This window comes from Stenotrophomonas humi (assembly GCF_001431415.1).
In the GTDB taxonomy this organism is placed as follows: Bacteria; Pseudomonadota; Gammaproteobacteria; order Xanthomonadales; family Xanthomonadaceae; genus Stenotrophomonas; species Stenotrophomonas humi.
In genome coordinates, this window is record NZ_LDJI01000004.1 from 204957 (window position 1) to 222168 (window position 17212).

The window sequence follows — 17212 nt, forward strand, 5'->3', positions numbered from 1 at the left end:
CCCGGTTTGTGCTCAGTCGCGGACCAGGCCGCCATCGACCACCAGATTCTGCCCGGTCACCGCGCGCGACCATGGCGAGGCGAAGAACAGCGCGCTATCGGCGAATTGCTCCGGCGTGGTCACCTCGCGCAATGGGGTGTTGGCCGCGATGTAGTCGAACACGGCGTCGGGCGTCGCGGCACTGGCATCGGTGGTGCGCAGCAGGCCGCCGGAGAGCATGTTCACGGTGATGCCGTCCGGCCCGAGGTCGCCGGCCATCGTGCGGGTCAATGCCAGCAGGGCGGCCTTGGCTGCGGTGTAGTCGTGGTACGGCACCACCGGGTTCTGGAACAGGTTGGTGCCGACATTGATGATGCGGCCGAACTTCTGCGTACGCATGCTTGGCAATGCGGCCTGCACGGTGTTCAGTGCCGCCTGCACGCTGCCCTCGAACTGTTGATTGAAGTCCTGCCAGCGGATGCTGTCGGCCTTGGCGCGACCATCACCGTTGAACGAGAACCCGACCAACGCGTTGTTGACCACGGTACTCAGCGGCCTGCCGAAGTGCGCCTCTGCGGTGGCGATCATGGCATCCACCTGCTGGCGATCACGCACGTCGGCCTGCAGTGCCAGCGCGCGGGAGCCCAGCTCGCTGGCCAGTGCATTGGCCGCGTCGCGGCTGCTGCAGAAATTGACGATCACGCTCGCTCCCTCACGCACGAATGCGCGTGCCAATGCGGCGCCCAGGCCGCGCCCGGCACCGGTGATCAGGACAAGCTGGTCGGAGAGCTGCATTGCGAACATCCAGAGTGTGAGAGGTGACCGGCAAGCCTAGCAGCGATGCGTGCATCGGCAATGCTGGGTCGTTTTCCCTGAAACACCTCTTGTGTCCAGTCGTGCTTGAACGTAGCTTGCGCGGCATGAACAACACTCCGATTCGTTTGCTGATCCATGGTGCTTCCGGTCGCATGGGCCAGGCCTTGCTGCGTCTGGCAGCGGAAGACTCTTCATTGCAGGTGGTGGCCGCGGTGGTGCGCAAGCCGCCGGCACAGCGCGTGGTGGATGGCATTCCACATTTCGCCGCCAGTGAGTTGGCTGGCGCGCCACCATTCGATGTCGCCATCGACTTCAGCCTGCCGGAAGGTTTTGACCCGATCCTGGCGCTGTGTCTGGAGCGCGGCGTTGGTTTCGTCTCCGGCACCACCGGCATCAGCGAGATTCAGCAGGCGGCATTGTCGGCGGCGGCGCAACGCATTCCGCTGGTCTGGGCGACCAACTTCAGCCTGGGTGTCGCGGTTCTGGCCGAACTGGTGGAACGTGCCGCTGCCGCTTTGCCGGGCTGGGATTGCGACATTGTCGAATCGCACCATGTGCACAAGAAAGATGCGCCCTCGGGCACCGCCATCACCCTGGGCGAAGCGGCCGAGCAGGGCGGGGCGGCGCCGCGCTTTGCCAGCCTGCGTGCCGGCGACATCATCGGCGAGCACTTCGTTCAGTTCACCGGGTTGGGTGAGCGGGTCGAGCTGGTGCATCGGGCCACCAATCGCGATATTTTCGCCCGCGGCGCGCTGCATGTGGCCAGCCAGCTCAGGGCGCGGGCACCGGGCCAGTACCGGGTGCGTGATCTGGTCGGCAGGCCGCGCTGATACAGGCCGAAGCTGAATGCGAGGGTGGTGTTTGCCAGCCTGGTGCCGGCACGTTGCCATGAAAGCGTAATTCAAGGCTCACGGGGCGCTAGCGCTGGCGCCCCCCATGCCAGTACAATTCTCGCTCGCCGAAACACGTCAGCCGGACCGGTTCCCAGACCGCCGTCCGCGCTTTTTTGCAACCGGTTTTTGCCGTGGACGCAGGCGTGGCTTCGGAGTCCCCCGGTAGCCAAAGTGAGATTCCCGTGACCCAAGCCGCAATTCTCGTGCTCGAAGACGGCACCGTATTCGAGGGCGAATCCGTAGGCGCGCCCGGCCTGTCCGTGGGTGAGGTGGTGTTCAACACCGCCATGACCGGTTATCAGGAGATGCTGACCGATCCCTCCTACGCCCGGCAGATGATCACCCTGACGTATCCGCATATCGGCAACACCGGTATGAACGACCAGGATGACGAGGCTGCCAAGGTGTGGGCTGCGGGCCTGATCGTGCGCGATGTGCCGCGCCGCCCCAGCAGCTGGCGCAACCAGGTGTCGCTGCAGGATTGGTTGATCCAGCGCGGCGTGGTGGCCATCTCCGGCATCGATACCCGCAAGTTGACCCGCATCCTGCGTGAGCGCGGCGCCCAGAACGGTGCGCTGATGGCGGGCGACATCGATGTTGAAAAGGCATTGGAAGCTGCCCGCAAGTTCCCGGGCCTGAAGGGCATGGACCTGGCCAAGGTGGTCAGCACGGACAAGTCCTACGGTTGGGCCGACGGCCAGCTGGACCTGGACAGCAACGCATTCGTGCGCGCCGAGCCGAAGTTCAAGGTGGTGGCATACGATTTCGGCGTGAAGACCAACATCCTGCGCATGCTCGCTGAACGCGGTTGTGAGCTGACCGTGGTGCCGGCACAGACCCCCGCCGCCGAGGTGTTGGCGATGAATCCGGACGGTGTGTTCCTGTCCAACGGCCCGGGTGATCCGGAGCCGTGCGACTACGCCATCGCCGCCATCAAGGAATTCGTGGCAAAGAAGGTGCCGACCTTCGGTATCTGCCTGGGCCACCAGCTGCTGGGCCTGGCCTCTGGCGCGCGCACCATGAAGATGGGCCATGGCCACCATGGCGCCAATCACCCGGTGCAGGACATCGACAGTGGCCGGGTGATGATCACCTCGCAGAACCACGGCTTCGCCATCGACGAAAGCTCGCTGCCGGCCAACATCCGCGTCACCCACCGTTCGCTGTTCGACCAGACCATCCAGGGCGTCGAGCTGACCGATGCACCGGCGTTCTCCTTCCAGGGACACCCGGAAGCGTCGCCCGGCCCGCACGACGTGGCACCGCTGTTCGACCGCTTCATCACGATGATGGAAGGGGCCAAGGCCTGATGCGCGCCATCGCGCTGCTGACGGGTTTGTTGATGGCCGGAGGTGCATCGGCAGCCCCGGCCGACCGTGCCGATATCGGCCAGATCATGCAGCAGTTGGGCATGGGTAGGCTGGGGGCGGATTCGGCCACGGGTCTGATCGAGAATTTCCCGGCGTTGCAGATGCAGGATGCGGCAGGCAAGGCCTGTGCGACGCAGCAGGTTTCAGCGATGCTGGACGTGCAGGTCCAGCAGGGCATCGTGGACAGCATGGGGGCCGATGGCACCTCACTGGTCAAGGAATGGAAGACCTTCCTTGCCACGGACTCGGGCAGCGACATGGCGCGTACGTTCCAGGCCACGGCAGCGGCCATCGCCAGCGGCGATGCCGATTTCGATGCCGGGCTGGACGAAGACCGGAAGGCCGAGATATCGCGCTTCATGGCGACCCCGGCGTTCCAGCGATTCATTGACGGGTTTGGCAGCGAGAGCCAGTTGCCTGCGGACATCGGCCAGCGTCTGGTGGATGTACTGCAGCGCGAATGCCGCATCGCGCTGGACCCGGAACAGATTTCCTGATCGACAGCGTGCGATCACTTCCCCCAGACACGCTGTACTGACTTAGAGAAGACAATGCCAAAGCGTTCCGACCTAAAGACCATCCTGATCATCGGCGCTGGCCCGATCGTCATCGGCCAGGCCTGTGAGTTCGATTACTCCGGCGCGCAGGCATGCAAGGCGCTGCGTGACGAAGGCTACCGCGTGGTGCTGGTCAACTCGAACCCGGCCACGATCATGACCGACCCGGAGATGGCCGACGCCGTCTACATCGAGCCGATCAACTGGCAGACCGTCGAGAAGATCATCGCCAAGGAGCGCCCGGATGCGCTGCTGCCGACCATGGGCGGCCAGACCGCGCTGAACTGCGCGCTGGACCTGGCCGACAACGGTGTGCTGGAGAAGTACAACGTCGAACTGATCGGCGCCAAGCGCGAAGCCATCCGCATGGCCGAAGACCGCGAGCTGTTCCGCGTGGCAATGGGCGAGATCGGTCTGGAATGCCCGACCGCAGCCGTGGCGCACACGCTGGAAGAGGCGCTGGAAATCCAGACCCGCGTTGGCTACCCGACCATCATCCGTCCGTCCTTCACCCTGGGCGGCAGTGGCGGCGGCATCGCTTACAACCGCGAAGAGCTGATCGAAATTGTCGGTCGTGGCCTGGAGCTGTCGCCGACCAGCGAAGTGCTGGTGGAAGAGTCGGTGCTGGGCTGGAAGGAATTCGAGATGGAAGTGGTTCGCGACACCGCGGACAACTGCATCATCGTCTGCTCGATCGAGAATCTGGACCCGATGGGTGTGCATACCGGTGACTCGATCACCGTGGCCCCGGCACAGACCCTGACCGACAAGGAATACCAGCGCCTGCGCGATGCCTCCATCGCCGTGCTGCGCAAGATCGGCGTGGATACCGGCGGCTCGAACGTGCAGTTCGGCATCAGCCCGACCACCGGCCGCGTGGTCGTGATCGAAATGAACCCGCGCGTGTCGCGTTCCTCGGCGCTGGCCTCCAAGGCCACCGGCTTCCCGATCGCAAAGGTCGCCGCCAAGCTGGCCGTGGGCTACACGCTGGACGAATTGAAGAACGAAATCACCGGCGGCCTGACCCCGGCATCGTTCGAGCCGTCCATCGACTACGTCGTCACCAAGATTCCGCGCTTTGCGTTCGAGAAGTTCCCGGCGGCCGATGCACGCCTGACCACCCAGATGAAGTCGGTGGGCGAAGTGATGGCCATGGGCCGTACCTTCAAGGAATCGTTGCAGAAGGCGCTGCGTGGCCTGGAAACCGGCAAGATCGGCCTCGATCCGACCGGCCTGGACCTGGGCAACGAAGACGACATCGCCACGATGAAGCGCGAGCTCAAGGCCCCGGGCCCGGAGCGTCTGTTCTTCGTGGGTGATGCCTTCCGCGCTGGCCTGAGTGTCGAAGACATCTTCGGTCTGTCGCATATCGACCCGTGGTTCCTCGATCAGATCGAGGAAATCATCGCCGACGAAACCCAGGTGCATGCCGAGGGCATCGACGCGCTCGACGCCGCACGCCTGCGCAAGCTCAAGCGTGCCGGTTTCTCCGATGCGCGCCTGGCACAGCTGACCGGCACCAACGAAGCGGCCATCCGTGCGCTGCGTCGTGCCCACAAGGTGCGCCCGGTGTACAAGCGCGTGGATTCCTGCGCTGCCGAATTCGCCACCAGCACCGCGTACCTGTACTCGACCTATGAGGACGAGTGCGAAGCCAACCCGACCAACCGCGACAAGATCATGATTCTGGGCGGTGGCCCGAACCGCATCGGTCAGGGCATCGAGTTCGACTACTGCTGCGTGCATGCGGCACTCGCCCTGCGCGAGGATGGCTATGAAACCATCATGGTCAACTGCAACCCGGAAACCGTTTCGACCGATTACGACACCTCCGACCGTCTGTACTTCGAGCCGCTGACGCTGGAAGACGTGCTGGAAATCGTCGAGCTGGAACAGCCCAAGGGCGTGATCGTGCAGTACGGCGGCCAGACCCCGCTGAAGCTGGCGCGTGCGCTGGAAGCCAACGGCGTGCCGGTGATCGGTACCTCGCCGGACTCGATCGACCTGGCCGAAGACCGCGAGCGTTTCCAGCAGCTGGTCGACAAGCTGGGCCTGAAGCAGCCGCCGAACCGCATTGCCCGCAATGACCAGGAAGCGCTGCTGCTGGCCCGCGAGATCGGTTACCCGCTGGTGGTGCGCCCGAGCTACGTGCTGGGCGGCCGTGCGATGGAAATCGTCTACGGCGAGTCCGACCTGGCGCGCTATGTGCGCGATGCGGTCAAGGTGTCCAACGATTCGCCGGTGCTGCTGGACCACTTCCTGGACGCTGCTGTCGAAGCCGACGTGGACATCATCTGCGACAAGGACGGCAACGTGCTGATCGGCGGCGTGATGGAGCACATCGAAGAAGCCGGCGTGCATTCGGGCGATTCGTCCTGCTCGCTGCCGCCGTATTCGCTGTCGCAGGCCACGCAGGATGAACTGCGTCGCCAGGTGCGCGAGTTGGCCAAGGGGCTGAACGTGGTTGGCCTGATGAACACCCAGTTCGCCATCCAGCCCGATGCCGACGGCAACGATGTGATCTTCCTGCTGGAAGTGAACCCGCGTGCCTCGCGTACCGTGCCGTTCGTGTCCAAGGCCACCGGCGTACCGCTGGCCAAGATCGCTGCGCGCTGCATGGCTGGCATGACCCTGGCCGAGCAGGGCGTCACCGAGGAAGTGGTGCCGGGCTACTACTCGGTGAAGGAAGCGATCTTCCCGTTCGCCAAGTTCCAGGGCGTCGACCCGATCCTCGGGCCGGAAATGCGTTCCACCGGCGAAGTCATGGGCGTCGGCCGCAGCTTCAGCGCCGCCTTCGCACGTGCGCAGGAAGCGGGCAGCATCAAGACCCCGCCACTGGGCAAGGCGTTCATCTCGGTGCGCGATGCCGACAAGCAGCGCGTGATGCCGGCGGTACAGGGTCTGGTCGAGCGCGGCTACTCGCTGGTCGCCACCCGCGGCACCGCCGCCTGGCTGCAGCAGCAGGGTTACACCTGTGAAGTGGTCAACAAGGTGGTGGAAGGCCGTCCGCACATCGTGGACCGCATCAAGAATGGCGAGATCGTCTACATCGTCAACACGACCGAAGGTCGCGCAGCGATCAACGATTCGTTCTCGATCCGTCGTGAAGCGCTGCAGCACCGCGTCACGTACTCGACCACGGTCGCCGGCGCCAAGGCGCTGGTGCAGTCGCTGGAATTCCGTGGCACCGGCCCTGTACTGTCGCTGCAGGAACTGCACAAGGAGTTGAATGCATGAGAGCTCCCATCACGATGAAGGGCGCAAAGCGCCTGCGTGAGGAACTTGACCACCTGAAGTCGGAAAAGCGCCCGAAGGTCATCGCCGCCATCGCAGAAGCACGCGAGCACGGCGACCTGAAGGAGAACGCCGAGTATCACGCCGCGCGCGAGGAACAGGGCTTCATCGAAGGCCGCATCAAGCAGCTGGAAGGTGAGCTTTCGCACGCCGAAGTCATCGACATCAGCAAGCTCAACGCCGGCAGCAAGGTGGTGTTCGGCGCAACGGTTACGCTGGCGGATGTGGAAAGCGACGAAGAGAAGCGTTACCAGATCGTCGGTGACCTGGAAGCGGACATCAAGCTGGGCTTGATCGCCATTTCCTCGCCGGTGGCGCGCGCAATGATCGGCAAGAACGAAGGCGATTCCATCGTCATCGACGCGCCGGCCGGCCAGCGCGAATACGAAATCATCAGCGTCGAATACCTCGACTGACGATGGCCAAGGCCACGCTGCTGCTGCCTGCGCGCAGCCGTTTCCCGGCGGGCGCACTGCCGGCACAGGTGGCCGCCGCGCTGGGGCGGGCCGAACATGGGCTCGCCGAAGCTGGTGAGTCGGCGCAGTTGCGCCGGCATTTCACCATTGAACCGGTAAGTTGGTCGGCGGCTGCCCTCAGCCGCCATGCCGATGCCGGTGATGCCGATGGCAGCCTTTGGTTGCGCGCCGATCCGGCCAATGTGGTGCCTGACATGCAGGGTGCCCGGCTGATGGCTTCGGCCGAGACGTTGCGCCTGGAACAGGCCGACGTCGACGCGCTGGTGCCCGAGCTGCAGTCCCTGTTCGCCGGCTTCGGTTATCAACTGGACGCCCCGACACCTTCGCGCTGGTACCTGCGCCTGCCCGAAGCAACGCCGTTGCCGGTGTTCGTCGAGCCTGAGGTGGTGCTGGGCGATGACCTGTTCGAGCATCTTCCCGATGGTGACAACGGCCGCCAGTGGCGCGCCTTGTTGACCGAGGCGCAGGTGGTGCTGCACCAGCATCCGTGGAATGAACGTCGTGTTGCCGACGGCAAGCGCGCGGTCAATTCGTTGTGGTTCTGGGGAGCAGGCACGCTGCCGGCATCGGTGCGCACCGTGCATGCACAGGTACGCAGCCGTGATGCCTTGTTGCAGGGGCTGGCAAAAATGGCCGGCGTGCGCATAGGCGGTGAGCAGACCGTGGATGCCTTGGTGGACCTGCGTCAGCTGCGCTCGCTGGACCAGCTCACACGGGATGCGATCACGCCGCTGCTCGATGCGATTGCGCGTGGTGAACTGGAAGAGCTGCGCTTGGATTTCGAGGATGGCGTGCATTACCGCATTCACCGGGGGCAACGCTGGCGGTTCTGGAAGAAACCGCTACCGACGCTCACTGATGGTTGAGTCGTTGAAGATCGTCCGCCGCGACAGCGTCGATGGCGGGCAATGGGATGACGGGACCTTGCCGTTGCTGCAGCGTATCTATGCGGCGCGGGGGGCGTTGTCACCTGGGCAGGCGCAACCACGGCTGGCCCAACTGCATGCGCCGGAGCTGCTCGGCGGCATGCCGTCGGCTGTCGCGTTGTTGGCTGCCGCCATCGCTGCGGACAAGCGGATTCTGATCGTCGGTGATTTTGACTGCGACGGCGCTACTGCGTGTGCGGTTGGCGTGCGCGGGCTGCGCATGCTGGGTGCGCGCGACGTGGTGCACGCGGTGCCGAACCGCATGGTGCACGGCTATGGTCTGTCACCCGCACTGGTTGAAGAGCTGGCTGCGCTGAAACCGGATCTGCTGGTGACCGTTGACCATGGCATCGCCTGCCATGCCGGTGTCAACGCAGCCAAGGCGCTGGGTTGGCAGGTGTTGATCACCGACCACCATCTCCCTGGCGAACGACTGCCGCCGGCCGATGCCATCGTTGATCCGAACGTGGCGGGTGATGCGTTTCCGAGCAAGGCGCTCGCGGGCGTGGGTGTGATCTTCTACGTGCTGATGGCCCTGCGTCGCCATCTTCGCGAGCAGGGTGCTTTTGCCAGCCAGCCGGAGCCGGATCTGTTGACCCTGCTGGATCTGGTGGCCGTAGGTACGGTGGCCGACCTGGTGGCGTTGGACGAGAACAACCGCGCGCTCGTGTCGGCAGGATTGCGTCGGCTGCGTTCGGGCAAGGGATGCGTCGGTCTGCGCGCCCTGATCGAAGCCAGCGGCCGTGATGTGCGTCGCCTGAGTGCCAGTGACATCGGCTTCGCGCTGGGGCCGCGCTTGAACGCGGCAGGGCGGCTGGAGGACATGGCGCTCGGTATCGAGTTGCTGCTCACTGAAGATGCCACGCAGGCGCGCGAGATCGCCGCGCTGCTGGAGGAGATCAACAGCGAGCGCCGCGCGGTGCAGCAGATCATGACCGACGATGCGGAGTTGGCGGTCTCGCGGGTACTGATCAACGACGACGGGCAACGCCCGGTCGCGGCCTGCCTCTTCGACGAACAATGGCATCCGGGTGTGGTCGGGCTGGTCGCTTCGAAAATGAAGGATCGCCTGCATCGGCCAGTGATCGCTTTTGCGCCCGCAGAGCCGGGCGGTACGTCGCTGCGCGGCTCGGCACGTTCGATTTCAGGTTTTCATATTCGTGATGCGCTGGCTGCGGTCCACGCCAGCCATCCTGGGTTGATGGAGAAATTCGGCGGCCATGCCATGGCGGCGGGATTGAGCCTGCCGCTGCAACAGCTTGAAGCATTCAAGTCGGCTTTCCAGGCGCAGGTGCTGGCAACGATGGAGCCGGCGCTGCTGCAGCAGCAACTGCTCAGTGACGGTGAGCTTTCCAGCGCCGAACTGGATTTCCAGCATGCCGAGGCGCTGCGTCTGGCCGGTCCGTGGGGGCAGGGGTTCGCCGAACCGTTGTTCGATGGGATGTTCGAAGTGCTGGAATGGCGCGTGCTCAAAGAGCGCCACCTGAAGCTGGTGCTGCGCCAGTCCGGCGGTAGCGCGCGCCTCAACGCGATCCATTTCAGCGGCTGGAAGGGCAGTGCACCGGCTCAGCAGGTCCATGTCGCCTATCGCCTGGTCAGTGATGACTATCGTGGCGGCGAGGCGATCCAGTTGATCGTTGAACATGTGGGCGCAGTTTGACCGGCTGATGGTAGTGCTGTTGCTGAATCCCGCCGCGTTGTTCCCTAGAATGCAGGCGCATTGATGCGATGCGTTGTTGCCGGAGCCCGCCGCATGGTTGCCCGTTCCTCCAGATTTCCGCAGCTGTCCACCCGCGCGCCTTCCGTTCGTGCGTTGGCCTGTGCGCGGCCGAAGGGGGATTGCCGTGGGCGATGAAGCGCCGCTGGGCGCAGGCAGCGACACCGATCTGCATTGGATGCGCCATGCGTTGGCGCTTGCCGACCGTGCACAGCATGAGTTCGACGAAATCCCGGTCGGGGCGGTGCTGGTGGGGGCCGATGGCGAACTGTTGGGAGAGGGCTGGAACCTCAACATCGCCAACCATGATCCCAGTGCGCATGCCGAGATCGTGGCAATGCGCGAGGCGGGCAAGCGGCTGGGCAACCACCGGTTGATCGGCGCCACCTTGTACGTGACCCTGGAGCCGTGTGCGATGTGCGCGATGGCACTGGTGCATGCACGTATCGCGCGGCTGGTATTTGCGGCGGCCGATCCCAAGACCGGGGCCTGTGGCAGTGTGTTCGATCTTGTCGGCGACCCGCGGCACAACCATCGTGTCGAGGTGCTCGGCGGGCTGCTGGCGCAGGATGCCAGCCTGCGGTTGACCAACTACTTCCGTGCCAAGCGTGGCCGGCCACTGCTGACGCCCGGCGATCTTTGACGCGCTCTATCCATAGGGCCGGCGTATCATGCGCGCTTCGATATTCCGGCTGGCGGTGTTGTTCCGCCAGCCCACAGCACGAGGCAGGACATGGCGGAGAACAAGGCAGGCAATGACCGGTTGATCTGGATCGACCTGGAGATGACCGGGCTCGATACGGACAACGATTCGATCATCGAGATCGCCACGATCGTTACCGATGCACAGCTCAATGTGCTGGCGGAAGGACCGGAGTTCGCCATCTCCCATCCATTGGCCACGCTGGAAGCGATGGACGAATGGAACCGCAACCAGCACCAGCGTTCGGGCCTGTGGCAGCGCGTGCTCGACAGTACCGTCACCCTGGGCCAGGCCGAAGCGCAGACCATCGTGTTCCTGCAGGAGTGGATCAAGGCCGGCGCCTCACCGATGTGCGGCAACTCGATCTGCCAGGACCGTCGTTTCCTGCACCGCGAAATGCCGCGCCTGGAGAAGTATTTCCACTATCGCAACCTGGACGTATCCACGGTCAAGGAGCTGGCCAAGCGCTGGGCACCGGCCGTTGCAGCCGGGGTGTCCAAGACCTCCAGCCATACCGCGTTGAGCGACGTGCAGGACTCCATCGCCGAACTGCGCCACTACCGGCAGTTCATGGGTGCGCTTGCCGGGCTGGCCCAGGCATAAGGCATGCGATGGGTAGCGCCGAGCCACGCTCGGCAGCTCCCTTCAGGCCGGGCCAGCAGCCCACAACCACGCGCCACTGCCACTACTTTCCATTCAACCCTCGGTCGCTATGATCGGCAGCATGAATGATCTGATCGTGACGCCGAGCGATATCCGTAGCCATGATCAGGACATGGCCGATCTGCAGCGTGCGGTGGCGCTGCTGGAAGCGCCCACGCTTACCGCGAAGATGGCCAACCTGATCGGTTCGCCGCTGGAATTCGTGGTGCGCAAGCTGCCCAGTGCGGTTTCCTCGCGCATCCAGAGCGTTACCGAGGCTGCGCTCTACAAGGCGGCGCAGACAGCGCTATGGAGCATGGATGGCAAGCAGCAGGGCAAGTCGGCGTCGCCGCGCCTGCACAAGCTCGCTGCTGCTGCCTCGGGCGCGCTGGGCGGTGCGGGTGGATTGCCGGCGCTGGCCATCGAGCTGCCGCTGTCCACCACCATCATCATGCGCGCGGTGGCCGACATCGCCCGCAGTGAAGGTTTCGACCTGAATGACCTGGCCACCCGCCAGGCCTGCCTGGAGGTTTTTGCACTTGGCGGCAACAGCGGCAAGGATGACGCCAGCGAAACCGGTTATTACCTCGCACGCGGCTTCACCACCGAAGTGATGCGCCACCTGTCGGCCGAGCTGGCCGGCGGCGTTGCGACCGGTGGTCCTGGCATGTTGTTGGGGCTGGGGCCGAAAGAGGCTGGCCAGTGGTTGGCCAAAATCGTCGAGAAAGTCGCGGTGCGCTTCGGGGTGGTGGTGTCGGAGAAGTTTGCCGCGCAGGCGGTGCCGGTGATTGGTGCGGTGGCAGGGGCCACGTTGAACACGATTTTCATCGGCTACTACCAGGACATGGCGCGCGGGCATTTCATCGTCAAGCGACTGGAGCGCAAGTACGGCTTCGAACCGGTGCGCTTGGTCTACGGCAGTCTGGCCGGACGCATTTCGTAGCGGCACAACCCAGGCAATCGCAGCGCGTTCGGCGATGCGAATGGGGCAGGGCCCACAACACGCGCAAACAAAAACCCCGCCGAAGCGGGGTTTTTGATTTACACAAGCGTGATCAGCTGTTGGCCTTGAGCTTGGCCAGGCGCAGCCAGGTGTCGACCACGGTATCCGGGTTCAGCGACACCGACTCGATGCCTTCCTGCATCAGCCATTCGGCCAGATCCGGATGGTCGGACGGGCCCTGGCCGCAGATGCCGACGTACTTGCCCTTGGCGCGTGCGGACTTGATCGCCATCGACAGCAGCTTCTTCACCGCTGGGTTCCGCTCGTCGAACAGGTGCGCGACGATCGAGGAATCGCGGTCCAGGCCCAGGGTGAGCTGGGTCAGGTCGTTGGAGCCGATCGAGAAGCCGTCGAAGATCTCCAGGAACTCATCGGCCAGCAGTGCGTTGGACGGCACTTCGCACATCATGATGATCTTCAGGCCGTTCTCGCCCTGCTTCAGGCCGTTGGCAGCCAGCACCTCGACGACCTTGCGGCCTTCTTCCAGGGTGCGCACGAACGGGATCATCACCCACAGGTTCTCCAGGCCCATTTCATTGCGCACGCGCAATACGGCCTGGCATTCCAGTGCAAACGCCTTGGAGAAGGACGGGTCGACGTAACGGCTGGCGCCGCGGAAGCCGATCATCGGGTTCTCTTCGTGCGGCTCGTAGTTGCTGCCGCCGATCAGGTTGGCGTACTCGTTGGACTTGAAGTCCGACAGGCGCACGATCACCGGGTTCGGCGCGACCGAGGCGGTCAGGGTGGCGATGCCTTCAGCCAGACGATCCACGTAGAAGCTGACCGGATCCTTGTAGCCGGCAATCTTCTCGTCGATCTTCTTCTTGGTGGCCGCATCCTGGCGGTCGTATTCCAGCAGCGCATTCGGGTGGATGCCGATGTGGCTGGCGATGATCATTTCCAGGCGGGCCAGGCCAATGCCGGCGTTCGGCAGCTGGCCGAAGTCGAAGGCACGTTCCGGGTTGGCCACGTTCATCATGATCTTGAGCGGTGCCGGCGGCATGTTCTCAAGGTCGGTGGTGGTGCGCTCGAACGCCAGCTTGCCGTCGTAGATGAAGCCGGTGTCGCCTTCAGCGCAGCTGACGGTCACTTCCTGGCCATCCTTGATCAGCTGGGTGGCGTTGCCCGAGCCGACCACGGCCGGCACGCCCAGCTCGCGCGCGATGATCGCGGCGTGGCAGGTGCGGCCGCCACGGTTGGTGACGATGGCCGAAGCGCGCTTCATCACCGGCTCCCAATCGGGGTCGGTCATGTCGGCGATCAGCACGTCGCCGGGCTGCACGCGGGCCATGTCTTCCAGCGACTTCACCACGCGTGCGGTACCGGCACCGATCTTGGCGCCGACCGCGCGGCCTTCGGCAATCACTTCACCCTTGCCCTGCAGCGCGTAGCGCTCCATCTGGGTGGCCTTGGCGCGCGACTTCACGGTTTCCGGGCGGGCCTGCACGATGAACAGCTTGCCGCTGACGCCGTCCTTGGCCCACTCGATGTCCATCGGGCGGCCGTAATGCTTTTCGATGACCAGCGCCTGCTTGGACAGTTCCTGCACGTCCTCGTCGCTGATGGAGAAGGTGTTGCGGATCTCGACCGGGGTGTCCTCGATCTTGACGCGCTCACCCGGCACATCCGAATAGACCATGCGGATCGCCTTGGAACCCAGCGAGCGGCGCAGGATCGCCGGCTTGCCAGCGTTCAAGGTGGGCTTGTAGACGTAGAATTCGTCCGGGTTGACCGCACCCTGCACGACCATTTCGCCCAGGCCGAACGACGAAGTGACGAACACCACGTCGCGGAAGCCGGATTCGGTGTCCAGGGTGAACAGCACGCCGGACGAGCCCACGCCCGAGCGGACCATCAGCTGCACGCCGGCGGACAGGAACACGTCCTCGTGCTTGAAGCCGTGGTGCACGCGGTAGGCGATGGCGCGGTCGTTGTACAGCGAGGCGAACACTTCCTTGACCTTGTGCACGACATCGTCGGCGCCGGTCACGTTGAGGAAGGTTTCCTGCTGACCGGCGAAGGACGCATCGGGCAGATCTTCGGCGGTGGCCGAGGAGCGCACCGCAACGGCTACGTCGCCGCCGCCGTTGTCGGCGCTGAGCTTGGCGTAGGCCTCGCGGATGTGCTGGTCCAGCTCCGGCTGCAGCGGGGCATCGATGACCCAGTTGCGGATTTCCTTGCCGGCGACGGTCAGGGCCGCGACATCTTCCACGTCCAGCGTGGCCAGCTTGTCGAAGATGCGCTTGGACAGGTCGTTATGGGCAATGAAGTCCTTGAATGCCTCGGAGGTGGTGGCATAGCCGCCAGGCACCGACACACCCAAGCCGGCAAGATTGCCGATCATCTCGCCGAGCGAGGAATTCTTGCCACCTACGCGGGCCAGATCGGCCAAGCGCAGCTCATGCAACCACAGGATATTCTCGTTCAAGCGCGATGCTCCGTTTGGCCATCGCCCGAGGCGGGCTTGGGATGGCCACGTCCGTAGGAAGAAGCCAATATGATGCAGTGCACACCCAAGCGGCACAAGCTTGTGACAATACTTTGTCTTGTGCTTGTCTTTCCCGGGACAGGGTACGGCCAGACACCCTGACCCGCGTCAGGATCATCACTTCAAGGGAGCGCGCATGACGGCAATTCGGCCGGTTTTCTACGTCTCCGACGGTACCGGCATCACTGCCGAAACCATCGGCCACAGTTTGTTGACCCAGTTCAATGGCTTCAGTTTCGTTACTGATCGCATGTCGTTCGTGGATGATGTCGACAAAGCCCAGGAGGCGGCGGCGCGCATTCGGGCTGCCGGTGAGCGCTACCAGGTGCGGCCGATCGTCATCAGCTCCTGCGTGGATTCGAGCCTTGGCGGGATCCTGGAGGAAAGCGGGGCGCTGGTGCTGGACGTGTTTGCGCCGTTCATCGGGCCGTTGGAAAGTGAACTGAACGCGGCCCGGCACTCCAAGGTGGGCCAGGCCCACGGCATGGTCGATTTCGATACCTACCATCGGCGCATCAATGCGATGAACTTCGCACTCAGTCATGACGACGGCATCGCAGTGAACTACGACGAGGCCGACGTGGTGCTGGTGGCGGTATCGCGGGCCGGCAAGACCCCGACCTGCATCTATCTGGCGATGCATTACGGCATCCGCGCGGCCAACTATCCGTTGACCGAGGAAGACCTGGAGCATGATCGTCTGCCGCCGCGCCTGCGCCCTTATCGCAACAAGTTGTTCGGGCTGACCATCGACCCGGAACGCCTGCAGCAGATCCGCCAGGAACGTCGGCCGAACTCCCGTTACGCCAGCGCCGAGGTGTGCAGGCGCGAGGTTTCGGCAGCCGAGACCATGTTCCGCATGGAGCGCATCCCGACCCTGAGCACCACGCATACCTCGATCGAGGAAATTTCCAGCAAGGTGCTGGGGACGCTGGGACTGCAGCGCGAAATGTACTGAGGCCACACTCTGCCCCCTTGTCGCGGCAAGGGGGGGCTCTCGGCGGCGCAGTCTGGTCAAGTTGGCTGGCGCAGAAGCGCCGACAGTGCGCGACGGTGTAGTCCCGGCCGCGGTAGCGCGGAGCCATGCTTTGCGAAGATTCCCGGGATGCAGCTACCGGGGATGGCTCGGCGCTACCCAGTCTGCGCCTGTATTCGGCTGATCTACAAGGCTGCACCAGACACGACGTGGCGTGTACGATCAGCCCATGTCACAGGCACTTTCCCGCATTGATCGCATCCCCCGGCTGAGCCGCCTCAGCTGGTTGATGGGCTTGTATGCGGAGAACTACGGGCATTTGGTGCGATTGTTCGCGCCGCAGGAACTGCAGGCGGGCACCTATTCTTCCCGCATTGGCGATGGTCTGGACCTGCGTTTGGATGTCATCGAATGCCATCGCTACACGGTCGAATTGCGCATGACCTATGACCTCTGTGATCCCGTCACGGGTGAGCCGGATCCCTCCGCCTATGTGCGCCTGTACGGAGATGCGCGGCAGGCTGAAGCCACCCACTGTTATGTGGGGCGGCGCTGGCAGGACGTGGTCGGGATGTACCCCCCGGCGGATGAATTGATCAGCCACCGCATGCGCATGAACACGTTCCTCGGCAAGTGGCTGGAATACCTGGCCGAGCGCGGCCATGGCGTGGCCACGCTGCGTCGCATCGACACCGATGCCGCGGTGGTACGTCGACGTTCTTCCGCGCTGGAACACTGAGGCGCAGCCTCAATCGGCCATAATGCGGGCCCCTTGTTTTGTGGTTGCCGCAGATGCCGTACACCCCGATTCTGGCCACGCTTGGTTACGTGCTTTCTGCCGACGGTACGCAGGCCTTGATGATCCATCGCAATACCCGCCCCGGCGATATCCACCTGGGCAAGTACAACGGGCTCGGCGGCAAGATGGAGCCGGACGAGGACATCCTGGCCTGCATGCATCGGGAAATCCGCGAGGAAGCCGGCATCGAATGCGGCACCACCCGCATGCGCGGCACCATCAGCTGGCCTGGCTTCGGCAAGAACGGCGAGGACTGGTTTGCCTTCATCTTCGTCATTGACGATTACACCGGCACGCCGTTGGAATCCAACCCGGAAGGTACGTTGGAGTGGGTGGCGGTGGATCAGCTGGAGTCGCTGCCGCTGTGGGAGGGGGATCGCCATTTCCTGCCGCTGGTGTTCGACGCCGACCCCCGGCCGTTTCACGGCGTGATGCCTTATCGAGACGGCCGGATGCAGTCCTGGGGTTTCACCCGGCTGTGACAGCGCGGCTGCGTGGCGCAGTTTGCCGGCAGGAGTGCTTTGCAGGCAGGACAGCGCCGCCGCGCAGGGCGGCTGAACCGGCGCCACGGCG

15 protein-coding genes are annotated in these 17212 nt (G+C 64.1%); 13 read left to right on the plus strand and 2 right to left on the minus strand.

Annotation, left to right across the window (positions count from 1 at the left end; translation table 11 throughout):
- Positions 1–12 precede the first annotated feature (12 nt).
- Positions 13–774 (minus strand): 3-oxoacyl-ACP reductase, encoded by a 762-nt coding sequence (locus ABB26_RS02290; RefSeq protein ID WP_057632020.1) that lies wholly within the window; start codon positions 772–774, stop codon positions 13–15.
- A gap of 125 nt (positions 775–899) precedes the next feature.
- Between ABB26_RS02290 and dapB the strand changes: the two genes are divergently transcribed.
- The 10 genes from dapB (at position 900) to ABB26_RS02340 (ending at position 12316) form a co-directional block, all read left to right on the plus strand.
- On the plus strand, positions 900–1625 hold the full coding sequence (dapB, locus tag ABB26_RS02295; RefSeq protein WP_057631952.1) for a 4-hydroxy-tetrahydrodipicolinate reductase: 726 nt from the start codon (positions 900–902) through the stop codon (positions 1623–1625).
- 245 nt (positions 1626–1870) lie between these two features.
- Positions 1871–2998, plus strand: a complete 1128-nt coding sequence (gene carA / locus ABB26_RS02300; protein ID WP_057631953.1) for a glutamine-hydrolyzing carbamoyl-phosphate synthase small subunit — start codon at positions 1871–1873, stop codon at positions 2996–2998.
- Complete coding sequence (locus ABB26_RS02305; RefSeq protein WP_057631954.1) at positions 2998–3555, plus strand: hypothetical protein; 558 nt, start codon at positions 2998–3000, stop codon at positions 3553–3555. Before carA ends, ABB26_RS02305 begins: the two co-directional genes overlap by 1 nt.
- A 54-nt stretch (positions 3556–3609) precedes the next feature.
- Entirely contained in the window at positions 3610–6852 is a 3243-nt protein-coding gene (carB, locus tag ABB26_RS02310; RefSeq protein ID WP_057631955.1) for a carbamoyl-phosphate synthase large subunit, read from the plus strand.
- A gap of 8 nt (positions 6853–6860) precedes the next feature.
- Positions 6861–7325 (plus strand): transcription elongation factor GreA, encoded by a 465-nt coding sequence (gene greA, locus ABB26_RS02315; protein ID WP_484600312.1) that lies wholly within the window; start codon positions 6861–6863, stop codon positions 7323–7325.
- 2 nt (positions 7326–7327) lie between these two features.
- Positions 7328–8251 carry a hypothetical protein gene (locus ABB26_RS02320; RefSeq protein WP_057631957.1) on the plus strand — a complete coding sequence of 308 codons (924 nt, stop codon included), beginning with the start codon at positions 7328–7330 and terminating at the stop codon, positions 8249–8251.
- Positions 8244–9971, plus strand: coding sequence for a single-stranded-DNA-specific exonuclease RecJ (recJ, locus tag ABB26_RS02325; protein WP_057631958.1), 1728 nt, complete (start codon positions 8244–8246; stop codon positions 9969–9971). The genes ABB26_RS02320 and recJ overlap by 8 nt, the downstream gene beginning before the upstream one ends.
- Before the next feature lie 178 nt (positions 9972–10149).
- Entirely contained in the window at positions 10150–10671 is a 522-nt protein-coding gene (gene tadA, locus ABB26_RS02330; protein ID WP_057632021.1) for a tRNA adenosine(34) deaminase TadA, read from the plus strand.
- A 90-nt stretch (positions 10672–10761) separates the two neighbouring features.
- Positions 10762–11334 carry an oligoribonuclease gene (gene orn / locus ABB26_RS02335; protein ID WP_057631959.1) on the plus strand — a complete coding sequence of 191 codons (573 nt, stop codon included), beginning with the start codon at positions 10762–10764 and terminating at the stop codon, positions 11332–11334.
- A 121-nt stretch (positions 11335–11455) separates the two neighbouring features.
- Positions 11456–12316, plus strand: a complete 861-nt coding sequence (locus ABB26_RS02340; protein WP_057632022.1) for an EcsC family protein — start codon at positions 11456–11458, stop codon at positions 12314–12316.
- Between the two features lie 112 nt (positions 12317–12428).
- Here the strand turns inward: ABB26_RS02340 and ppsA are convergent, their stop codons facing one another.
- Complete coding sequence (gene ppsA, locus ABB26_RS02345) at positions 12429–14804, minus strand: phosphoenolpyruvate synthase (protein ID WP_057631960.1); 2376 nt, start codon at positions 14802–14804, stop codon at positions 12429–12431.
- 196 nt (positions 14805–15000) lie between these two features.
- Between ppsA and ppsR the strand changes: the two genes are divergently transcribed.
- From ppsR to ABB26_RS02360, 3 genes are all read left to right on the plus strand, one after another.
- Positions 15001–15822, plus strand: coding sequence for a posphoenolpyruvate synthetase regulatory kinase/phosphorylase PpsR (gene ppsR, locus ABB26_RS02350; RefSeq protein ID WP_057631961.1), 822 nt, complete (start codon positions 15001–15003; stop codon positions 15820–15822).
- 247 nt (positions 15823–16069) lie between these two features.
- Positions 16070–16579: a DUF1249 domain-containing protein gene (locus tag ABB26_RS02355; RefSeq protein WP_057631962.1), complete on the plus strand. Its 510-nt coding sequence runs from the start codon at positions 16070–16072 to the stop codon at positions 16577–16579.
- Positions 16580–16632: 53 nt separating this feature from the next.
- Positions 16633–17121 carry an NUDIX hydrolase gene (locus tag ABB26_RS02360; RefSeq protein ID WP_057632023.1) on the plus strand — a complete coding sequence of 163 codons (489 nt, stop codon included), beginning with the start codon at positions 16633–16635 and terminating at the stop codon, positions 17119–17121.
- The last annotated feature ends 91 nt before the right edge of the window (positions 17122–17212 follow it).

Coding starts and splice junctions, on each gene's coding strand:
- ABB26_RS02290 (WP_057632020.1), bottom strand. CDS start 774: ATGCAGCTCTCCGACCAGCTTGTCCTGATCACCGGTGCCGGGCGCGGC.
- dapB (WP_057631952.1), top strand. CDS start 900: ATGAACAACACTCCGATTCGTTTGCTGATCCATGGTGCTTCCGGTCGC.
- ABB26_RS02305 (WP_057631954.1), top strand. CDS start 2,998: ATGCGCGCCATCGCGCTGCTGACGGGTTTGTTGATGGCCGGAGGTGCA.
- carB (WP_057631955.1), top strand. CDS start 3,610: ATGCCAAAGCGTTCCGACCTAAAGACCATCCTGATCATCGGCGCTGGC.
- ABB26_RS02320 (WP_057631957.1), top strand. CDS start 7,328: ATGGCCAAGGCCACGCTGCTGCTGCCTGCGCGCAGCCGTTTCCCGGCG.
- recJ (WP_057631958.1), top strand. CDS start 8,244: ATGGTTGAGTCGTTGAAGATCGTCCGCCGCGACAGCGTCGATGGCGGG.
- orn (WP_057631959.1), top strand. CDS start 10,762: ATGGCGGAGAACAAGGCAGGCAATGACCGGTTGATCTGGATCGACCTG.
- ABB26_RS02340 (WP_057632022.1), top strand. CDS start 11,456: ATGAATGATCTGATCGTGACGCCGAGCGATATCCGTAGCCATGATCAG.
- ppsR (WP_057631961.1), top strand. CDS start 15,001: ATGACGGCAATTCGGCCGGTTTTCTACGTCTCCGACGGTACCGGCATC.
- ABB26_RS02355 (WP_057631962.1), top strand. CDS start 16,070: ATGTCACAGGCACTTTCCCGCATTGATCGCATCCCCCGGCTGAGCCGC.
- ABB26_RS02360 (WP_057632023.1), top strand. CDS start 16,633: ATGCCGTACACCCCGATTCTGGCCACGCTTGGTTACGTGCTTTCTGCC.